At 64.6% G+C, this 21,191-nt stretch carries 20 protein-coding genes; all 20 read left to right on the top strand.

The features are described 5' to 3' along the window. The first annotated feature begins 568 nt into the window (after positions 1–568). The 20 genes from rplO (at position 569) to AB1A62_RS14295 (ending at position 21,188) form a co-directional block, all read left to right on the top strand. Positions 569–1,039, top strand: coding sequence for a 50S ribosomal protein L15 (rplO, locus tag AB1A62_RS14200; protein ID WP_019298008.1), 471 nt, complete (start codon positions 569–571; stop codon positions 1,037–1,039). A 111-nt stretch (positions 1,040–1,150) separates the two neighbouring features. Next, a complete protein-coding gene (gene secY, locus AB1A62_RS14205; protein WP_366662113.1) occupies positions 1,151–2,515 on the top strand; it encodes a preprotein translocase subunit SecY in 1,365 nt (454 codons plus the stop codon). Further along, complete coding sequence (locus AB1A62_RS14210) at positions 2,512–3,159, top strand: adenylate kinase (protein ID WP_366662114.1); 648 nt, start codon at positions 2,512–2,514, stop codon at positions 3,157–3,159. The genes secY and AB1A62_RS14210 overlap by 4 nt, the downstream gene beginning before the upstream one ends. A 71-nt stretch (positions 3,160–3,230) precedes the next feature. Beyond that, complete coding sequence (locus AB1A62_RS14215; protein WP_366662115.1) at positions 3,231–3,626, top strand: hypothetical protein; 396 nt, start codon at positions 3,231–3,233, stop codon at positions 3,624–3,626. Between the two features lie 225 nt (positions 3,627–3,851). Continuing rightward, complete coding sequence (rpsM, locus tag AB1A62_RS14220; RefSeq protein WP_019298012.1) at positions 3,852–4,220, top strand: 30S ribosomal protein S13; 369 nt, start codon at positions 3,852–3,854, stop codon at positions 4,218–4,220. A 14-nt stretch (positions 4,221–4,234) separates the two neighbouring features. Beyond that, a complete protein-coding gene (rpsK, locus tag AB1A62_RS14225) occupies positions 4,235–4,624 on the top strand; it encodes a 30S ribosomal protein S11 (RefSeq protein WP_065268163.1) in 390 nt (129 codons plus the stop codon). A gap of 113 nt (positions 4,625–4,737) precedes the next feature. Beyond that, complete coding sequence (locus AB1A62_RS14230) at positions 4,738–5,754, top strand: DNA-directed RNA polymerase subunit alpha (protein ID WP_019298014.1); 1,017 nt, start codon at positions 4,738–4,740, stop codon at positions 5,752–5,754. A gap of 136 nt (positions 5,755–5,890) precedes the next feature. Continuing rightward, complete coding sequence (rplQ, locus tag AB1A62_RS14235) at positions 5,891–6,319, top strand: 50S ribosomal protein L17 (RefSeq protein WP_065268162.1); 429 nt, start codon at positions 5,891–5,893, stop codon at positions 6,317–6,319. Positions 6,320–6,490: 171 nt separating this feature from the next. After that, positions 6,491–8,914, top strand: coding sequence for a CHASE3 domain-containing protein (locus tag AB1A62_RS14240; protein WP_366662116.1), 2,424 nt, complete (start codon positions 6,491–6,493; stop codon positions 8,912–8,914). A gap of 296 nt (positions 8,915–9,210) precedes the next feature. Continuing rightward, entirely contained in the window at positions 9,211–10,287 is a 1,077-nt protein-coding gene (locus AB1A62_RS14245) for a 3-deoxy-7-phosphoheptulonate synthase (protein ID WP_366662117.1), read from the top strand. A 113-nt stretch (positions 10,288–10,400) separates the two neighbouring features. Then, entirely contained in the window at positions 10,401–11,450 is a 1,050-nt protein-coding gene (locus AB1A62_RS14250; RefSeq protein ID WP_366662118.1) for a TauD/TfdA family dioxygenase, read from the top strand. 158 nt (positions 11,451–11,608) lie between these two features. Beyond that, positions 11,609–13,015: a trypsin-like peptidase domain-containing protein gene (locus tag AB1A62_RS14255; RefSeq protein WP_366662119.1), complete on the top strand. Its 1,407-nt coding sequence runs from the start codon at positions 11,609–11,611 to the stop codon at positions 13,013–13,015. Beyond that, on the top strand, positions 13,015–14,337 hold the full coding sequence (locus AB1A62_RS14260) for a replication-associated recombination protein A (RefSeq protein WP_366662120.1): 1,323 nt from the start codon (positions 13,015–13,017) through the stop codon (positions 14,335–14,337). Before AB1A62_RS14255 ends, AB1A62_RS14260 begins: the two co-directional genes overlap by 1 nt. Positions 14,338–14,481: 144 nt before the next feature. Beyond that, complete coding sequence (gene crcB / locus AB1A62_RS14265) at positions 14,482–14,862, top strand: fluoride efflux transporter CrcB (protein ID WP_366662121.1); 381 nt, start codon at positions 14,482–14,484, stop codon at positions 14,860–14,862. Further along, positions 14,859–15,905, top strand: a complete 1,047-nt coding sequence (locus tag AB1A62_RS14270; RefSeq protein WP_366662122.1) for an RluA family pseudouridine synthase — start codon at positions 14,859–14,861, stop codon at positions 15,903–15,905. The genes crcB and AB1A62_RS14270 overlap by 4 nt, the downstream gene beginning before the upstream one ends. After that, positions 15,902–16,570, top strand: a complete 669-nt coding sequence (locus AB1A62_RS14275; RefSeq protein ID WP_366662123.1) for an HAD-IA family hydrolase — start codon at positions 15,902–15,904, stop codon at positions 16,568–16,570. Before AB1A62_RS14270 ends, AB1A62_RS14275 begins: the two co-directional genes overlap by 4 nt. 3 nt (positions 16,571–16,573) lie before the next feature. Next, positions 16,574–17,278, top strand: a complete 705-nt coding sequence (locus AB1A62_RS14280; RefSeq protein ID WP_366662124.1) for an ATP12 family protein — start codon at positions 16,574–16,576, stop codon at positions 17,276–17,278. Between the two features lie 232 nt (positions 17,279–17,510). Next, entirely contained in the window at positions 17,511–18,527 is a 1,017-nt protein-coding gene (locus tag AB1A62_RS14285; protein WP_366662125.1) for an amino acid ABC transporter substrate-binding protein, read from the top strand. A gap of 126 nt (positions 18,528–18,653) precedes the next feature. Continuing rightward, complete coding sequence (locus AB1A62_RS14290) at positions 18,654–19,886, top strand: ABC transporter permease subunit (RefSeq protein ID WP_366662126.1); 1,233 nt, start codon at positions 18,654–18,656, stop codon at positions 19,884–19,886. A gap of 3 nt (positions 19,887–19,889) precedes the next feature. Then, on the top strand, positions 19,890–21,188 hold the full coding sequence (locus tag AB1A62_RS14295) for an amino acid ABC transporter permease (RefSeq protein ID WP_366662127.1): 1,299 nt from the start codon (positions 19,890–19,892) through the stop codon (positions 21,186–21,188). The last annotated feature ends 3 nt before the right edge of the window (positions 21,189–21,191 follow it).

Consider the following 21,191-nt stretch of genomic DNA (forward strand, 5'->3'; position numbering starts at 1 on the left):
CGTCCCGCCCCCGTCAAACCGAAGGTTTGCCTCCGGCAAAACAGGGCGGGCGCTTCGCTTCCCACCCCGCCGGGCCGGGCGCCGCCCTCCGGGATCGCCGCGACTTGAGCCGGGTGGCGAAAGGCAAATCACCCGTTGCGAACCCACCGTACGCACCGCCTACGGGCTTTTAACCCGTCTAAGGCAATCTCATCCCCGGTCATGATCACCCGCCGGGCCTGACACCCCCGGCACCTGGAACGGGGCTCCGGTCTGGCACCCGGAGCGCGTGAATGCATTTTCGCATGGGGTTATCCCCATCCCCTCTCCACCCCGGCGGCGCCGCCACCCTTTAACGGACGGCCAGCAGCGGAACGGACACGACAGACAGAAGAACAGCAACCGGCAGGGCAGGGGCCTTGGCGGCCCCGATGCATTCCCCTTGCCCGGCCGACCCGCAGGGCTTGATCCCCCGCCTCAACCCGTCTATAGGCACCCGGTGGCGTTCTGCGCCACGGAATCACCAATCAAGAAACGCCGCGGTTGGCCCATTCCGCTTCGGGGGCCACATCCGGCAAGGAGAAGCGACATGAAACTTCACGAACTGCGCGACAATGCAGGCGCCGCCAAGAAACGCACCCGTGTGGCCCGTGGCCCGGGTTCCGGCAAAGGCAAAATGGGCGGCCGCGGCATCAAAGGCCAGAAATCCCGTTCGGGTGTCTCGATCAACGGCTACGAAGGCGGCCAGATGCCCTTGTACCAGCGTCTGCCCAAGCGCGGCTTCAACAAGCCGAACCGCAAGGCATACGCCGTTGTGAACCTGGGCCTGATCCAGAAATTCATCGACGCAGGCAAGCTGGACGCAGCCTCCATCACCGAGGATTCGCTGGTTGCCTCCGGCCTGGTGCGCCGCAAACTGGACGGCGTCCGCATCCTGGCCAAAGGCGAAATCACCGCCAAAGCAACCATCGCAGTCACCGGCGCATCCGCTGCAGCTGTTGACGCCGTGGCAAAAGCTGGCGGCACTCTGACTGTGGCAGCCCCCGCCGCCGCAGAGTAACGGCTTGTGAGCGGCGCCAATGCCGCTTACATAGTCTCCGAGTTTTCCTAGAACGCCGCCCGAGCCGGAAAACGGTTCCGGGCGGCGTTTCGCTAAAGAAGAGACCTTTTCATGGTATCAGCAGCAGAACAAATGGCGGCAAACACCAGCTGGGCTGCCCTTGGCAAAGCTACGGATCTGCGCAACCGCATCCTGTTCACCATCGGCCTTTTGATTGTCTACCGCCTGGGCACCTTCATTCCGGTTCCCGGCATCGACGCAGCCGCCCTGCGCCAGTTCATGGAGCAGGCAGGCCAGGGCATCGGCGGCATGGTGTCGATGTTCACCGGCGGCGCGCTTGGCCGCATGGGGATCTTTGCCCTCGGCATCATGCCCTATATCTCCGCCTCCATTATCGTTCAGCTTCTGACCTCGATGGTGCCCTCGCTTGAGCAGCTCAAGAAAGAGGGCGAGCAGGGCCGCAAGAAGATCAACCAGTACACCCGCTACGGCACCGTGGCGCTGGCGACCGCGCAGGCCTATGGCCTGGCCGTGTCGCTGGAGCAGGGCGACCTGGCGACCGATCCGGGCATGTATTTCCGCATGGCCTGCATGATCACCCTGGTCGGCGGCACCATGTTCCTGATGTGGCTGGGCGAGCAGATCACCCAGCGCGGCATCGGCAACGGCATCTCGCTGATCATCTTCGTCGGCATCATCGCCGAGGTTCCGGCAGCGATTGCCCAGTTCTTTGCTTCCGGCCGTTCCGGCGCGATCAGCCCGGCGGTGATCATCGGTGTGATCATCATGGTCGTCGCGGTGATCATGTTCGTGGTGTTCATGGAGCGCGCGCTGCGCAAGATCCACATCCAGTACCCGCGCCGCCAGGTCGGCATGAAGGTCTATGACGGCGGCTCCTCGCATCTGCCGGTCAAGGTGAACCCGGCGGGCGTGATCCCGGCGATCTTCGCCTCCTCGCTCCTGCTGCTGCCGACCACCATCTCGGCGTTCTCTTCGGGTGCGGCGACCGGTCCGGTGATGTCCTGGCTCTTGGCCAACTTCGGCCCCGGCCAGCCGCTGTACCTGCTGTTCTTCGTCGCGATGATCGTGTTCTTTGCCTATTTCTACACCTTCAATGTCTCCTTCAAACCGGAGGACGTGGCGAACAACCTGAAGAACCAGAACGGCTTTGTCCCCGGCATCCGCCCCGGCAAGAAGACCGCCGAATACATCGAGTATGTGGTCAACCGCGTGCTGGTTCTGGGCTCTGGCTACCTGGCGCTGGTCTGCCTGCTGCCGGAAGTCCTCCGCGGCCAATTCGCCATCCCGGTTTATTTTGGCGGCACGTCCGTTCTGATTGTGGTATCCGTCACCATGGACACCATTCAGCAGGTGCAAAGCCACCTCCTCGCGCATCAGTATGAGGGCCTTATCGAGAAGAGCCAGCTGCGCGGGCGCAACAAGAAACGGACAAAACGGGGACCCTCTCGCCGATGACCAATATTATTCTCCTTGGCCCGCCTGGTGCGGGCAAAGGTACGCAAGCGCGCTACCTGGTTGAATCCCGCGGCATGGTGCAGCTCAGCACCGGCGACATGCTGCGGGAGGCCCAGACCTCCGGCACTGAAATGGGCAAGAAAGTTGCCGCCATCATGGCCGAAGGCAAGCTGGTCACCGACCAGATCGTGATCGGCCTGATCCGCGAGAAGCTGCAGGGCGGCGCCGAGGGCGGTTTCATCTTCGATGGCTTCCCGCGCACCCTGGCCCAGGCCGACGCGCTGGCCAATCTGCTGGAGGAGATGGACCTCAAGCTCGACGCCGTGATCGAGATGCAGGTCGACGACGACGCGCTGGTCGCACGCATCACCGGCCGCTCCACCTGCGGCGGCTGCGGCGAGGTCTACCACGATCAGACCAAGCCCTGGCCGGCCGACGGCAAATGCGCTAACTGCGGCAGCACAGATGTGCAGCGCCGGGCGGACGACAATGAGGACAGCCTCAAGACCCGCCTGATGGAATACTACAAGAAGACCTCGCCGCTGATCGGCTACTACTACGCCAAGGGCAACCTCCAGCGCCTGGACGGCCTCGCCTCGATCGAGGAAGTCCGCAAGAGCATGGCCTGGATCATGGGCGAATAAGCTGCCCGTTTACCGGATCGAAGTGCCCCGTGCTGCATAAGCGCGGGGCATTTTCATTTCCGGAGGCCCCGATGCCCGCACCCCGCCTGAAACTGTCCGCCGCATGTGCCGCGATGATTGCCCTGTCCGGCCCGCTGTCCGCGCAGCAGCTTTATCTTGATGACGCGACTGCTTGCGACCGGGTGCTTATCAGCGAGAACGGCGTGACAGACTATGCCAATGAGGGCGGGCTGATCCTGAACAGCAGCGGCTTCAACTCGATGGAGTATTTCTGCAATTTCCAGCCGCCGATCCGGTTTGGCCAGCGCAGCTACAGCGCAACTGACCACACCGGCCGCTGCGAACTGCCCGGACCGCAGTATTTCCCGCAGCTGTTCACGGTTGTTCTGGACCCGGAGGAGCCCGGCACTGTATCTATCTGGATGGGCGATCCCGAGCCGCTGCAGTTCTTTGCCTGCAGCAGCTGACGGGGCAGGGGAGCAGGCCGCGGCGTTTTCGCAGATCACGGGTTGACCCCCGCGGCAATTCCACATAGGCAACCCCATCCCTTCTGGGAATGATTCCCGGCGGATGGATTCGTCTGTCTGCCTTACCACCTCGAAATGCTGGACCCTCTGGCCACACTGCCACGGTCAAGTGTTGTGAAAAAAGGTTCCGGCGTTACGGAACCGCAACGAAAAGGAAAGTGACACGTGGCACGTATTGCCGGCGTTAACATCCCGACTGCAAAGCGGGTTCCCATCGCCCTCACCTACATCACCGGTATCGGCAACACCTCGGCGAAAGCCATCTGTGAGGCTGTTGGCATCGACGCAACCCGTCGTGTGAACGAACTGTCCGACGCTGAAGTTCTGGCCGTGCGCGAGCACATCGACGCCAACTACACCGTCGAAGGCGACCTGCGCCGTGAAGTGACCATGAACATCAAGCGCCTGATGGACCTGGGCTGCTACCGTGGCCTGCGCCACCGCCGCAACCTGCCGGTCCGCGGTCAGCGCACCCACACCAACGCCCGCACCCGCAAGGGCCCGGCGAAGCCGATCGCCGGCAAGAAGAAGTAAGGGGGGCTTGATCAATGGCACGCGATAAAACCCGCATTAAGCGTAAAGAGCGCAAGAACATCGCCTCCGGCGTTGCTCACGTGAACTCTTCGTTCAACAACACCAAGATCCTGATCTCCGACGTGCAGGGCAACGCGATCTCCTGGTCGTCCGCCGGCACCATGGGCTTCAAAGGCTCCCGGAAATCCACTCCTTACGCGGCTCAGATGGCTGCTGAGGACGCGGGCAAGAAAGCCCAGGAACACGGTGTGAAAACCCTGGAAGTCGAAGTTCAGGGCCCCGGCTCTGGCCGTGAATCGGCTCTGCGCGCTCTGGCCGCCATCGGTTTCAACATCACCTCGATCCGTGATGTGACCCCGATCGCGCACAACGGCTGCCGCCCGCCGAAGCGCCGCCGCGTCTAATTCGAATTTTTTGCTGGGGCCCCGCTTGATTCGCAGGGCCCCAGTGCGTCATTTAAACCTCGGGCGTCCTTGGCCTTCCGGACATGGGGCAGGGACAGGAATGGAGGGAACGCATGATCCATAAGAACTGGGCAGAGCTGATCAAGCCGGCACAGCTGGAAGTGAAGCCGGGCAACGATCCTGCACGCCAGGCAACTGTCGTCGCAGAGCCGCTGGAACGCGGTTTCGGCCTGACCCTGGGCAACGCGCTGCGCCGCGTCCTGATGAGCTCGCTGCAAGGCGCGGCCATCACCAGCGTGCAGATCGACAACGTCCTGCACGAGTTTTCGTCCGTGGCCGGTGTCCGTGAAGACGTCACCGACATCATCCTGAACCTCAAGGGCGTGTCCCTGCGCATGGAAGTCGAAGGCCCCAAGCGCCTGTCGATCAATGCAAAGGGTCCGGCAGTTGTCACCGCTGGCGACATTGCCGAAACCGCCGGCATCGAGGTTCTGAACCGCGACCACGTGATCTGCCACCTGGACGACGGCGCCGACCTGTTCATGGAACTGACCGTGAACACCGGCAAAGGCTATGTCTCGGCAGACAAGAACAAGCCGGAAGATGCACCGATCGGCCTGATTCCGATTGACGCGATCTACTCGCCGGTCAAGAAGGTCTCCTATGACGTTCAGCCGACCCGTGAGGGCCAGGTTCTGGACTATGACAAGCTGACCATGAAGGTGGAAACCGACGGCTCCATCTCCCCTGACGATGCCGTGGCCTATGCTGCCCGCATCCTGCAGGACCAGCTGTCGATCTTCGTCAACTTCGACGAGCCGGAATCGGCTGGCCGCCAGGACGAGGACGATGGTCTGGAGTTCAACCCGCTTCTCCTGAAGAAAGTGGACGAGCTGGAACTGTCTGTCCGTTCGGCAAACTGCCTGAAGAACGACAACATCGTCTATATCGGCGACCTGATCCAGAAGACCGAAGCGGAGATGCTGCGCACCCCGAACTTCGGCCGCAAGTCGCTGAACGAGATCAAAGAGGTTCTGTCGGGCATGGGCCTGCACCTCGGCATGGACGTCGAGGACTGGCCGCCGGACAACATCGAAGATCTGGCCAAGAAGTTCGAAGACAGCTTCTAAAGGTTTCGAGGAGGGCTCCGGCCCTCCTCTTCAATGCCCGGGACTGCCGGGGACAACATGGGCACCCGCCCCAAGGTGAGCGGCTGACACGCATCAGCCGCCTGACAAAGCAAAACGCAAGATAAGGAATTGAAAAATGCGTCACGCACGTGGTTACCGCCGCCTGAACCGTACTCATGAGCACCGCAAGGCCCTGTTCTCCAACATGGCCGGCTCGCTGATCGAGCACGAGCAGATCAAGACCACCCTGCCCAAGGCAAAAGAACTGCGCCCGATCGTTGAAAAACTGATCACCCTGGCAAAACGCGGCGACCTGCACGCCCGCCGTCAGGCCGCAGCCAAGCTGAAAGAGGACAAGGACGTCGCGAAACTGTTCGAGGTTCTGGGCCCGCGCTACAAGGACCGTCAGGGCGGCTATGTCCGTGTTCTGAAGGCCGGCTTCCGTTATGGCGACATGGCTCCGATGGCGATCATCGAGTTCGTCGACCGCGACGTTTCCGCCAAGGGTGCTGCCGACAAGGCCCGCCTGGAAGCAGAAGAAGCAGCTGCTGAAGCAGACGAATAAGACGCGCTGAGCCTTTCAGGGTTCACTGTCTGGCCCCCGCTCCGACCGGAGCGGGGGTTTTTCTTTACGCCACGGCAGCTCCCGGCGTTCCGGATTCACTTTCCAAGCGAAAGGGAATCGTAATTTTCTTCTGCCTTAACGTTGTTATCCGAAATTTCCGGGACAGATGTGATGGCAAAGAAGAAGACGTCCGCGGCCAGGCGGTTCTCACTGGCAAATCTCAGCACCAAGGTGAAAATCGTATCCGTTGCGGTGCTGCCGCTGCTGCTGGTGCTTGGCGTAGGGGTGCTGGCGGTCTTCAACCTGGGCCGGATGGAGCAATCGGCGAAAGCGGTGGACCACACCCAGGAAATCCTGACCGGATCGCAGTCCCTGGCGGAGGCGGCCTCGCAGATGGAGGCGGGCCTGCGCGGCTACCTGCTGGCGGGACGGGAGGAATACCTGGTCCCCTTTGAAGAGGGCAAGAGCCAGGTGGCGGAAACCCTTTCCAGTCTGCGCGGCCTGGCAGCGGGCGATGCGGACATGCTGGCCACCCTGGACGAGGCGGAGCAGATCCTGACCGGCTGGCAGGAAAACGTGGCGGCCGGCGCCATTGAGCTGCGCCGCGAGATCGGCGACGCCATGACCATGAACGACATGGCCGCCGAAGTGAAAAAATCCAAGGGCCGGGTCTATTTCGAGGAGTTCCGCACCGAGATCACAAAGGTGATCGAGGAGGAGGAAGTCGAGCTCAACAACCGCCGGAACACCTTTATGTCGCTGGTCAATGCCGGGATTGCCGATGCGGACTACCTGAACACCTCGCTGCAGGCGGTGGAGGAGACCCACAAGGTGATCAGCCGGGCCAAGGACCTTCTGGCCGCCGCCGTTGACATGGAAACCGGCATGCGCGGGTTCCTTCTGGCAGGCGACCGGGCGTTCCTTGATCCGTATATGGAGGGCAACGGGCGCTTCAACGAGGTGATGGCCGATCTCCGCCTAGCGCTGGCCGACAACCTGATCCAGACGAACCGGCTGAATGCCGTGGCCAAGATCATCGACAACTGGCGCAATGACGTGGTTGTGCCGATGCTGCAGCTGCGCCGGGTGATCGGCAGCGCCGCCACCATGGACGACATGGCCGACCTGGTGGCCGAGGGACGCGGCAAGGAGTATTTCGACAGCTTCCGCGCCACTATGGCCGCGCTGCAGGCCGCAGGCACAGAGGCCATGGCCAGCCGCCGGGCCGCCAACGAGGAACTGGGCGCCCAGACCCGCACCATGATCCCCGCAGCCATCGGCGGCGCGATCCTGATCGGCGGCATCCTGGCGCTTCTGATCGCTTCCGGCATCGCCTCGGGCATCCGCCGCATCGTGGTGTCGATGCGCGGGCTGGCAGAGGGCAACAACGCGGTCGAGATCCGCGGCCAGAACCGCGGCGACGAGGTCGGCGACATGGCCCGCGCGCTGGAAAAATTCCGCGATGAGCTGGTGCGGATGCAGGAGGCCGAACAGCAGAAGGCCGAGAGCAAAGACGCAGAACTGGCCGGCGTGGTGCGCGAGCTGAGCGAGCGGCTGTCGCGCCTGTCGCAGGGCGACCTGACCGTCCGCATCGCCGAGGAATTCCCGGAGGAATACGAACAGCTGCGCGCCGATTTCAACGGTTCGATCGACAATCTGAACGCCACCGTGCAGCAGGTGATCGAGGCGTCCTCGAGCATCCGCAACGGCGCCGCCGAGATCAGCCAGGCCTCCGACGACCTGTCGCACCGCACCGAAAGCCAGGCGGCGACGCTGGAGGAAACCGCGGCCGCAATCGATGAGCTGACCGCCAGCGTGAAATCGGCAGCCGAAGGCGCCCGCAACGTGGAAAACACCGTGCGCGAAGCCCGTCAGGAAGCCGAGACCAGCGGCGAGGTGGTGCAGGACGCGGTCGCCGCCATGGGCGGGATCGAGGAAAGCTCCAGCAAGATCAGCCAGATCATCGGGGTGATCGACGACATTTCCTTCCAGACCAACCTGCTGGCGCTGAACGCCGGGGTGGAGGCCGCCCGCGCGGGCGAAGCAGGCCGCGGCTTTGCCGTGGTGGCCTCCGAGGTGCGGGCGCTGGCGCAGCGCTCCTCGGATGCGGCGATGGAAATCAAGACACTGATCTCCGACAGCTCCCGCCAGGTGGATCAGGGGGTTGATCTGGTCGGCCGCGCAGGCCAGGCGCTGCAATCGATCGTGGGCCGCGTCAGCCATATCTCGCAGCTGGTCTCCGAAATCGCCGAAGGCGCCGAGGAACAGTCCACCGGCCTGCATGAGATCAACACCGGCGTCACCCAGCTGGATCAGGTGACTCAGCAGAACGCCGCGATGGTGGAGGAGGCCACTGCGGCCGGCCACATGCTGAACAGCGACGCAATGAAGCTCGCCGACCTGGTGACGCGCTTCCAGGTGGATGGCAGCAGCGCTGCGCTTGCGGCCCCGGCCGCGCCCGCCGAGGTGCAGCCTACGGCCCATGGCGATGATGACTGGGGCGGCGATGACTGGGACATTGCGGCCAGCCCGGCCCCGGTTGCAGCCGCCGCCAGCGATGGCAATGCCGCCCGCGACCTGTGGCAGGACTTCTGATCGCTGCCTTCAGGAAAATGCCAAGGGCCCTCCCGTTTGGGAGGGCCTTTTGCTGTGCTGCGGGCGCATTTCCGGGGTGACAGCCCCGCGAATCTCCGCTAGCGTCCGGCCCATGACCCGTAGCTATGCCGCATTCTGGTATTTCTTTTATCCGCGCCACATGGCGGACGGAGGGGTCAGCGCGTTCTGAAGACAGACAGGAAACGCACCAGGATACCACCAACCGCCCGCAGCCCGCAGGCGGTTTTTTTGTATCCGCCGCAGCGCCAAGGGCCACCCGCCAAGGAAGCTGAAACATGACACCCCAAACAGAAAACCTCCGCATTACCGGCATGCAGGAACTGATTTCCCCCGAGGACCTCGCCGCGCAGATGCCCTCCACCGCGACGGCCACCGATACCGTGCTGGCCAGCCGCACCGCCATTCAGGACGTGCTGCACGGCCGCGATGGCCGCGTCGTCGCCGTGGTCGGCCCCTGTTCGATCCACGACCCCAAGGCGGCGATGGAATACGCCGAACGGCTGGCCCCGCTGCGCGCGCGGCTGGCAGGTGAGCTGGAGATCGTCATGCGGGTCTACTTCGAAAAACCTCGCACCATCTCCGGCTGGAAGGGCCTGATCAACGACCCCGGCCTCGACAATTCCTTCCGCATCAACGAGGGCCTGGGGCTGGCCCGCCGCCTGTGCCTGGACATCAATGCCCTGGGCCTGCCGGTCGGGACAGAGTTCCTCGATACCGCGGTGCCGCAGTACATCTCCGACCTGGTGGCCTGGGCCGCCATCGGCGCCCGCACCACCGAAAGCCAGATCCACCGCGAGATGGCCTCCGGCCTCAGCTGCCCGGTCGGCTTCAAGAACGGCACCCGCGGCAATGTGCAGATTGCGGTGGACGCGGTGCGCTCGGCCGCCCATCCGCATCATTTCATGGCGCTGGCCAAGTCGGGCCGGGCGGCAATCGCGGCCACCAGCGGCAACCCGGACTGCCACGTGATCCTGCGCGGCGGCGGCGGCACCAACTACGACGCGGCCTCCGTCGATGCGGCCTGCCAGCTGGCGGAAAAGGACGGCATCCGCGGCCATGTGATGATCGACGCCAGCCATGCCAATAGCAGCAAGGACCCGATGAAGCAGCCCGCGGTGCTGCGCGACGTGGCGGCGCAGATCGCAGGCGGCGATACCCGCATCACCGGCGTGATGGTGGAAAGCCACCTGGTGGCGGGCCGCCAGGACCTGGGCAAGGGCGAGCTGACCTACGGCCAGTCCATCACCGACGGCTGCCTGGGCTGGGAGGACACCGTGGCAGAGCTGGAGCATCTGGCCGAAGCGGTTGCCAAACGCCGCGCGGTGGCGCAAACGGCGCCGGCTGAAGCCTGAGGCCTGCCAGGGGGCGCGGGCATGGGCGTGCACGGCGGCACTGCAGTTTCTGTTGCATGCCGCCGCGTCTTCCGCATCCTTGGGGCAGCGGCGCCGCAGCGGGGAAGAACAGCATGCTGGAACAAATGCCGGAACGGATCGAAGGCCCGGCGGCATGGACCGGGCAGGACATGCAGGCGCATCCCGGACGCTGGCTGGTGCAGCTGGCGCCGGAGGACATCGCCGATCTGGAACAGGCCGCGCGCCACTACCTGAGCCTGGGCCGCGACATCGGGGAGATCACCAAGGCGGATTTTCCGCTGACCCGCTTTGCCCCCCATCTGGAGGCGCTGAAGGACAAGTTGCTGCACGGCATCGGGTTCGAGGTGCTGCGCGGGCTGCCGGTGGCGGGCTGCAGCCAGAAAATGGCGGCGGCCATCTTCTGCGGCGTGGGGGCGCATCTGGGCTCCGCGCGCTCGCAGAACGCGGCGGGCCATATTCTGGGCCATGTGCGCGACATTGGCGCCGATGCCGATGACCCCAACACCCGGATCTACCAGACCCATGCGCGCCAGACCTTCCACACCGACAGCGCCGATGTGGTGGGCCTCTTGTGCCTGCAGGAGGCGAAGGAGGGCGGCGATTCGCTCTTGGTCAGCGCCGAGGCGATCTATAACCGGATGCGCGCCGAACGTCCGGACCTGCTGGCGCGGCTGTTCGACCCGATCGCCACCGACCGCCGCGGCGAGGTGCCGGAGGGGATGCAGCCCTTCATGACCATCCCGCCGCTCAGCTGGCACGAGGGCAGGCTTACCGTGTTCTATCAGCGCCAGTATATCGACAGCGCCCAGCGGTTCCCCGAAGCGATGCGGCTGACGCCGGAGCATGTTGCGGCGCTCGACATGTTCGACGCGCTGGCCAATGACCCGGCGCTGCACCTGACCATGCGGCTGCAGCCCGGCGACATGCAATTTGTCTACAACCACTCCCAGCTGCATGACCGCACCGGCTTCACCGACTGGCCGGAGCCCGCGCGCCGCCGCCACCTGTTCCGCCTGTGGCTGTCGCCGGAGGGCGACCGGGAACTGCCGGAGTGCTTCAGGCAGCGCTATGGCAGCGTCACCCCCGGCAGCCGCGGCGGCATCGTCACCAGGGGCACCAGGCTGCACGCGCCGCTGGATTGAGCCCTGCCGGCCCTTCCTTCATCTGGCCGGAATTATCCCGGGGTGAATTGGCCGTCAGGCCAACAGGGGCAGCGCCCCTCCGCCCCTTGGGGCGCTCCCGTCTTGCATTCCGCCAGCGCACTCCGCATATCCTTCGGGCAACAGTTGCTGGAGAGCCCATGATCCGTCCTGCCTTGACCGCCATTGCCCTGTGTCTTGCCCTGCCGTCCCTGACCCTGCCCGCCGCCGCCGAAACCCGGGTGCCGCAGAGCCAGGCGGAGATTGCGCTGGGGTTTGCGCCGCTGGTCAAGGAGGCCTCGCCGGCGGTGGTGAACATCTATGCCAAGGTGGTGCGCCAGGTGCAGCAGCGCCGCCGCTCGCCGTTCATGAACGATCCGTTCTTCGACGATTTCTTCCGCGGCTTTGCCCAGCCTCAGCCGCGGGTGGAGAACTCGCTCGGCTCCGGGGTGATCCTGTCGGCGGACGGCATCGTGGTCTCCAACTACCATGTCGTCGGCAGCGCCACCGAAATCCGCGTGGTGACCAATGACCGGCGTGAGTACAATGCCCGGGTGATCCTGGGCGACAAGGCCAGCGACCTGGCGATCCTGCAGCTGGAGGAGGCTGCGGACCTGCCGCACCTCACGCTGCGCGACAGCGACGAGGTGCAGGTGGGCGAGCTGGCGCTGGCGATCGGCAACCCGTTCGGGGTCGGGCAGACCGTCAGCAGCGGCATTATCTCGGGCCTGGCGCGCACCGGCATGGGGGCGGGCGACGGGTTCGGCTACTACATCCAGACCGATGCGCCGATCAACCCGGGCAACTCCGGCGGCGCGCTGATCGATGTGAATGGCGACCTGATCGGCATCAACACCCGCATCCTGTCGCGCTCCGGCGGCTCCAACGGCATCGGCTTTGCGATCCCCGCCAACCTGGTCAAACAATTCGTGGAGCAGGCGCAAAACGGCGCCGAGGAATTCCAGCGCCCCTGGGCCGGCATGGCCGGGCAGCCGGTGGATGCGGATCTGGCAGCCTCGATGGGGATGGAACTGCCGGAGGGCATGGTGGTCTCCGACCTGCACCGCGAAAGCCCCTTTGCCAAGGCGGGGTTCAGGGTGGGCGACGTGATCACCCATGTGGATGGAGAGGTGGTGAATTCGCCCTCCGAGATGGTGTTCCGCATGTCGGTCTCCGGTCTGGGCGGCACAGCTGAGATCACCCGCCTGCGCGGGACCGAGCGCGAGGTGGTCGCAGTGCCGATGATCACCGCGCCGGACCAGCCGCCCGCCAACCCGGTGCAGCTAGATGAAAAGACCGCGCTGCCCGGTCTGACCGTGGCGCAGATCAATCCGCAGGTGATTGCCCGCCTCGGCCTGCCGCTGTCGTCGGAGGGCGTGGTGGTCACCGATCCCGGCCCCTATGCGGGCCGCGGCGGGGTGCGGCCCGGCGATGCGCTGCTGGCGGTCAATGGCCAGCCTGTGACCAGCACCGATGATGTTTACGCATTCCTGGCGGGCAGCGGCCGCTGGATCCAGCTGGACCTGAACCGCCGCGGCCAGCACGTCACCCTGCGGTTCCGCACCTGATGGCGGACCTGTTCGGCAGCCCGGCGCCCGCGGGCGGCGATGCGCAGCAGCCCGCGCCCAACCGGCCGCTGGCCGACCGGCTGCGGCCGCAGTCGCTGGCGGATGTGATCGGCCAGGAACAGGTTCTGGGGCCGGAGGCGCCCTTGGGCGTGATGCTGGCCTCGGGCTCCTTGTCCTCGCTGATCTTCTGGGGGCCGCCCGGCGTGGGCAAGACCACCATCGCGCGGCTGCTGGCGCAGGAGACCGACCTGCATTTCGTGCAGATTTCGGCCATCTTCACCGGCGTGCCGGAGCTGCGCAAAGTCTTTGAGGCCGCCAAGATCCGCCGCCAGAACGGGCAAGGCACCCTCCTGTTCGTCGACGAGATCCACCGCTTCAACAAGGCCCAGCAGGACGGCTTCCTGCCGCATATGGAGGATGGAACTATCCTCTTGGTGGGGGCGACCACCGAAAACCCCTCGTTCGAGCTTAACGCCGCTGTGCTGTCGCGCAGCCAGGTGCTGGTTCTGGAACGCCTGTCGCTTGCCGATCTCGAACGCCTGACCCAGCGCGCCGAGAAGGAGCTGGGCCGCGCCCTGCCGCTGTCGGGCGATGCCCGCGATGCGCTGCATGAGATGGCCGATGGCGACGGGCGGGCGCTCCTGAATCTCATCGAACAGGTTGCCGCCTGGAAGGTGGAGGCCCCGCTGGGGCGCGAGGCGCTGTCGGCCCGCCTGATGCGCCGGGCGGCCAAGTTCGACAAGTCCGGCGACGAGCATTACAACCTGATTTCCGCCCTGCACAAGTCGATCCGCGGCTCCGACCCGGATGCAGCGCTTTACTGGCTGGCGCGGATGCTGGAGGGCGGCGAGGACCCGCGGTTCCTGGCCCGGCGCCTGACCATGATGTCGACCGAGGACATCGGCATGGCCGATCCGCAGGCCAACACGGTTTGCCTGAATGCCTGGCAGACCTACGAGCGCCTTGGCAGCCCCGAGGGTGAGCTGGCGCTGGCGAATGCCGCGGTCTATCTGGCGCTGGCACCGAAATCCAACGCGGTCTACGTCGGCATCAAGGCAGCCCGGCGGCTGGCCAAGCAAACCGGCAGCGCGCCGCCGCCCAAGCACATCCTGAACGCCCCGACCAAGCTGATGTCGGAGCAGGGCTTCGGCGACGGCTATGCCTATGACCACGACGCGGAGGACGGGTTCTCCGGCCAGAACTACTTCCCCGACGGGGTGAAACGCCCGGTGCTGTACCAGCCGGTGGAGCGGGGGTTCGAGCGCGAGCTGAAGCGGCGCACGGACTATTTTGCGAACCTGCGGCTGAAGCGGAACAAGTAAAGCGGCTTTCCGGCGGGAAAGCCGCTGCCTGCGGCGCGAGTATTTTTGCAAAGAAGAAGCGGCGGGCGGCCCCGCTGGAGGCTTGCGGAGGCTGCAATACGGGCAAAACTTGACATCCCTGCCTGCGCCGGCGACAGGACGGGGATGATTTCTTCGGTTTCCATGGTGGCCCTTGGCGGCGCAATCGGGGCAGTGTGCCGCTATCTGGCCGGGCTGGGCATCATCCGGCTGCTGGGGCACCATGATTTTCCGGTGGCGATCCTGACGGTGAACATCCTCGGCTCCTTCCTGATGGGGATGTTCGTGGTGGCGGCGGCGCTGCGGGACCTGACCTGGCTCAGCCCGCTGGTGATGACCGGGCTGATGGGCGGGTTCACCACCTTCTCGGCGTTCTCGCTGGAGACCGCCAACCTGATCGAGCGCGGCGCCTTCGGGCAGGCGGCGCTGTACGTATGTTTGTCCGTGGGCCTGTCGGTCGGCGGATTGTTTCTGGGCCTGATGGCCGCAAGAGGAGTGTTCGCATGAGCGGCGTTCAGATGATTACCGTCAGCGAAGACGACGGCGGCCAGCGTATCGACCGCTGGCTGCGGCGGCTGTTTCCGCATGTGAACCAGGGCCGCATCGAAAAGATGTGCCGCAAGGGTGAGCTGCGGCTGGACGGGGGCCGGGTGAAGGCCAATACCCGCGTCGAGGCGGGGCAGGTGGTGCGGGTGCCGCCGCTGGCAGACAGCGACCTGAAACCTGCCGCGCCGCGCGAGATGAAAATCTCTGACGCCGATGCCAAGATGATCCAGTCCTGCGTGATCTACCGCGACGATGATGTGATCGTGCTGAACAAGCCCGCAGGGCTGGCGGTGCAGGGCGGCTCCGGCACCACCAAGCATGTGGATGGTTTGGCCGAGGCGCTGAAGTTCGGGCTGGAGGAAAAGCCCAAGCTGGTGCACCGGATCGACAAGGACACCTCCGGCGTGCTGGTGCTGGCGCGGAACCGCAAGGCGGCGCAGGCGCTGACCGCTGCCTTCCGCCACAAGAACACCCGCAAGATCTATTGGGCCTTGGTTGCCGGGGTGCCGACGCCCTACCTGGGCGAGATCAAGAACGGGCTGGTGAAAGCACCGGGCCATGGCAAATCCGGCGAGGGCGAGAAGATGATCAACGTGCATCCGCACGACATCGACGAAACGCCCGGCGCCAAGCGCGCGCATACGCTCTATGCCACGCTCTACCGCGTCGCCAGCCGTGCCGCCTGGGTGGCGATGGAGCCGATCACCGGCCGCACCCACCAGCTGCGGGCGCATATGTCCGGCATGGGCCATCCGATTGCGGGCGACGGCAAATACGGCGGCTCGGGTCAGGAGAACCTGGGCGATGGCTGGGGCGCCTCGATCGGCGGGGTGATCTCCAAGAAGCTGCACCTGCACGCGCGCCGGATGGTGTTTGAACATCCCGTCACCCGCAAGCCGGTCTCGGTGGTGGCGCCGCTGCCGGATCACATGAAGGAAAGCTGGGACACCTTCGGCTGGAGTGAGGACCTGGCGGCTGACGACCCGTTCGAGGACCTGAAGTGAGCGCGGACCTGCGGCTGATCCTGTTTGACGTTGACGGCACTCTGGTGGACAGCCAGGGCGCGATCACTGGCGCAATGGCGGAGGCGTTCGAAGGCGCCGGGCTGGAAACGCCGTCCCGCGACGCGATCCTGTCCATCGTCGGCCTGTCGCTGCCGCTGGCCATGGCCGAGCTGGCGCCGGATCAGGACGCCGCCACGCTGGAGGCGCTGGTGGAGGGCTACAAATCCTCCTACATGCTGGCGCGCGAGGCGGCGGGGGCGGCGCATTCGCCGCTTTACCCTGGAACGCGGGAGATGCTGGCGGAGCTGAACGAGGTGCCGGAATACCTGCTGGGGGTCGCCACCGGCAAATCCCAGCGCGGGGTCGAGGCGCTGATCGCGGCGCACGGGCTGAGCTGTTTCGTGACCCGGCAGGTGGCGGATCATCACCCGTCGAAGCCGCACCCGTCGATGGTGCTGACAGCGATGGCGGAGACAGGCGTGAACCGGGACAGCACCGTGATGATCGGCGACACGCGGTTTGACATCGAAATGGGGCGCGCAGCGGGGGTCACCACCATCGCCGTGCCCTGGGGCTATCACCCGGCAGAAACCTTGGGCGCCGATTACCTGATCCGCGATTTCGCGGAGCTGCGCCCGCTGCTGGCAGAGATCTGGAAAGGCTAAGAGATGAGCGGCTGGGCACAGAAACGGTTCTGGAAAGCGGTCACCGTGGCAGAGACCGCAGACGGGTTTGCGGTGGAGCTGGACGGCCGCCGGGTCAAGACCCCGGCCAAGGCGCTTTTGGCGGTGCCGACCCGCGCCATGGCAGAGGCGATTGCCGCGGAATGGGACGCCCAGACCGAATCAGTTGATCCGAAAACCATGCCCTGCACCCGCTCGGCGAATGCCGCGATTGACAAGGTGACACATCAGCACAGCGAAGTGGCGGCGATGCTGGCCGAATACGGCGACAGCGATCTGTTGTGCTACCGGGCCGGGTCTCCGGTTGAACTGGCGGCCCGGCAGGCCGCCGAATGGGACCCGGTGCTGGACTGGGCAGAGGCGGAACTGGGCGTGCGCCTGCAGCCCCGGGCCGGGGTTCTGCACCAGCCGCAGGAGGCGGCGGCGCTGGCGGTTCTGGCAGAGAAAACCCGCGCGATGACGCCTTTCCAGCTGGCCGCATTTCACGATCTGGTAGGCATTTCAGGCTCTTTGATCCTTGGGTTTGCGGCCGCATCGGGCTGGCGCAGCGCCGAGGAGATCTGGCTGCTGTCGCGGCTGGATGAGCGCTGGCAGGAAGAACAGTGGGGCGTGGACGAGGAAGCCCAAGCTGCCGCGGAAGTGAAACGGCAGGAATTCCTGCACGCCAAGCGATTCTACGATTTTTCCTGAGAGGACAAGAAATTACTTTTCCACAGGGGGAACCCGAAACAAAATTCCGCGCGCAAGGCCCGCGTGCGGAATTCGTACATCGAAATTCCTGATAGCACACTTGACGTTTGCTGATGAATGCGCCCAAACTCAGCGACGAATTAGGGGTAAACCCTTCTTCAGTCTCATATCCGGCGGGGGATCGCCGGAAAATAAGAACCGCCGAATGGCGGGCTATCAGGAAGAGGTAAATATGAAAAAATCCGTTATTTTGGGCGCAATGACCTTTGCCGGTCTTGCGGCTGGCGCAGCATCCGCCGGCACGCTGGACGACGTGAAGGCCCGCGGCAAGCTGAACTGCGGCGTCACCACCGGCCTGGTCGGCTTTGCGGCCCCGAATGCGAATGGGGAATGGGAAGGCTTTGACGTTGCCGTGTGCCGTGCTGTGGCTGCAGCCGTGCTGGGCGACTCCAACGCTGTCGAATTCGTGCCGACCACCGGCAAGACCCGCTTTACCGCGCTGGCGTCTGGCGAAATCGACATGCTGGCCCGCAACACCACCTGGACCTTCAGCCGCGACGTTGACTTGAAGTTCGAATTCGTGGGCGTCAACTACTATGACGGCCAGGGCTTCATGGTCCCGAAAGAGCTGGGCGTGTCCTCGGCCAAGGAACTGGACGGCGCCACCGTCTGCATCCAGACCGGCACCACCACCGAGCTGAACCTGGCGGACTTCTTCCGCTCCAACAACATCAGCTACGAGCCGGTTCCGATCGAAACCAACGCCGAAGCGCAGCAGCAGTACCTGGCAGGCGCCTGTGACGTCTACACCACCGACGCCTCCGGCCTGGCCGCAACCCGCGCAACCTTCGACGATCCGGCCGGCCACGTGATCCTGCCGGAAATCATCTCCAAGGAGCCGCTGGGCCCGCTGGTCCGCCACGGCGACCACGAGTGGGGCGACGTTGTCCGCTGGAGCCTGAACGCGCTGGTCGCGGCAGAAGAGCTGGGCATCACCTCGGCCAACCTGGGCGAAATGGCAGCCGGCACCGAGAATCCGGAAATCAACCGCCTGCTGGGCACCGAGGGCACCCTGGGCGAAATGCTGGGCCTGTCGGCTGACTGGGCCAAGAACGCGATTGCCGCTCAGGGCAACTACGGCGAGATCTTTGCCAAGAACATCGGCGAAGACACTCCGGTCGGCCTGGCCCGCGGCCTGAACGCCCAGTGGACCGAAGGCGGCCTGCTGTACGCTCCGCCGTTCCGCTAACCACACCACCGGGAGGGGCGCAGGACATTCCTGCGCCCTTTTCCTATCTGAAAAAAGCTCCGGCAAGCTGCGGAGCGGGGACAACCCCGCCAGGATCAGGACGCCGGAGTCAGGGGATCACAATATATGTCAACGCTTACTGACCCGCCGGCCGAAGGCTTTCGGCTGTCTATGCTCATAAACGATACCCGCTATCGTTCCCTGACCTTCCAGGTGATTGCGGCGATCGTTCTGGCCCTGTGTATCTGGTATCTGGGCAACAACCTGATCCAGAACCTCCGCGCTGCCGGACTCAATATTTCCTACACCTTCCTTGGCGACTCGGCCGGGTACGACATCAACCAGACCCTGGTTGAATACGACAGTCAGTCCAGCCATGCGCGGGCCGCGCTGGTCGGGTTGCTGAACACCCTGCTGGTGGCCTTCCTGGCCTGTATCACCGCCACCGTCTTCGGGGTGATCGCCGGGGTTCTGCGGCTGTCCAACAACTGGCTCGTCTCCAAGCTGATGGCGGCCTATGTGGAGATCTTCCGCAACATCCCGGTGCTGATCTGGATCATCATCATCTTCACCATCATGACGGCGGTGCTGCCGGGCCCGCGGGCGTTCCGCGGCGACAATGCGACCGCCAGCATGCTGTTTGACTCCTTCGCCTTCACCAATCGCGGCATCTACACGCCGATGCCCTGGTTCCAGAACGGCATCTTTGCCAGCACCGCGATGAACTGGCTGCTGATCCTTGCCGGTTTCGCGCTGTCCTGGATTGTGGCGCATCAGATCAACGTTTGGGCCAGCCACAAGCAGGAAGCCACCGGTGTCCGCCCCAAGACCATGCTGCCGATCCTCGCAGCCTGGCTGGTGCCGTTCCTGGCGCTGACACTGATCATGGGGCTGACCTGGGAATACCCGGAACTGAAGGGCTTCAACTTCAGCGGCGGCATCAAGGTTGGCGGCCCGCTGATCGCGCTTTGGTTCGCGCTGTCGATCTACACCGGCGCCTTCATCGCTGAAAACGTCCGGGCCGGCATCCAGGCGGTTTCCAAGGGCCAGACCGAGGCGGCATCCGCGCTGGGCCTGCGCTCGCGCCGGGTGATGAACCTGGTGGTTCTGCCGCAGGCGCTTCGGGTCATCATCCCGCCGCTGATCTCGCAGTTCCTCAACATCACCAAGAACTCCTCGCTCGCCATCGCCGTGGGCTATGCGGATATCACCGCAACCCTGGGCGGCATCACGCTGAACCAGACCGGCCGCGCCATCGAGTGCGTGCTGCTCTTGATGCTGTTCTACCTGACCGCCTCGCTGGTGATCTCGATGGTGATGAACGTCTACAACGCATCTGTGAAGTTGAAGGAGCGCTGAGACATGAGCGATACACACGCACATACCGTCGCCTTTGTCCGCGAAACCGAGATCCCGCCGGCCCCGCCGCCGGCGTCGGAAACAGGCGTGGTGAAATGGCTGCGCGAGAACCTGTTCTCCAACGCCGCGAACTCCGCGCTGACCATCGTGGCGCTGGCCGCGATATACATGGTGCTGAGCAACATCCTGCCCTGGGTGCTGAACGGGGTCTGGACCACCAGCTCTCTGGCCGAGTGCCGCGAAGTGCTGCAGGGCAAGATCGGGGCCTGTTTCTCGGTCCTGACCGAGCGCTGGAACCAGCTTCTCTACGGCTTCAAGTACCCGGGTGACCAATACTGGCGACCGAACCTGGCGCTGGTTCTCTTCCTCGTCGCTGCGGCCCCGGTCCTGTTCTTCGATCTGCCGCGTAAACTGCTGGCCTTCACCGCTGTCTACCCGTTCCTGGCATTTTGGCTGATCTGGGGCGGAACGCTGATGGTGCCGGTGGTGGCGCTTCTGGGCTTCGTCGCGGCCGCGGCCGTGTTCCAGAAGTACGGCAAGAGCAGCTTTGCCATCGGCTTTTTCGGGGCGATCGCAGTGGCGCTTGCAGTCTGGCTTATCGGCGGCGAGCTGATCCCCGAAGGCGCGTCGGAGGATGCCTGGCTGTCCCCGGTGCCCTCGCGCGATCTGGGCGGCTTCATGCTGAACATGATGCTGGGCGTAACCTGCGTGTCGCTGTCGCTGCCGCTGGGTATCGCACTGGCGCTGGGCCGCCAGTCGGACATGCCGCTGATCAAGTGGATGTGCGTGATCTTCATCGAGTTCGTGCGCGGCGTGCCGCTGATCACCCTGCTGTTCGTGGCATCGGTGATGCTGGCCTACTTCTTCCCGCCGGAAAGCACCGTCGACCTGTTCCTGCGCGTGGTGATCATGATCACCATGTTCTCGGCAGCCTATATCGCCGAGGTGATCCGCGGCGGTCTCGCGGCCTTGCCGAAGGGACAGTACGAAGCAGCTGACAGCCTTGGCCTGGACTATCCCCAGGCGATGCGTCTGATCATTCTGCCGCAGGCGCTGAAGATCTCCATTCCGGGCATCGTGAACGTGGCCGTGGGCCTGTTCAAGGACACCACCCTGGTCTCGGTCATTTCGATGTTCGACCTGGTTGGCATGATCCGCGGCCCGATCCTCGCCTCCACCGAGTGGAACGGGGTCTATTGGGAGCTTCTGGGCTTTGCCGCGCTTCTGTTCTTCGTCGTCTGCTACGGCATTTCTCAATACTCACAGTGGCTCGAGCGCCGTCTCGCCACCGACCACCGTTAAGGA

Source organism: Leisingera sp. JC11, assembly GCF_040704725.1.
Classification (GTDB): domain Bacteria; phylum Pseudomonadota; class Alphaproteobacteria; order Rhodobacterales; family Rhodobacteraceae; genus Leisingera.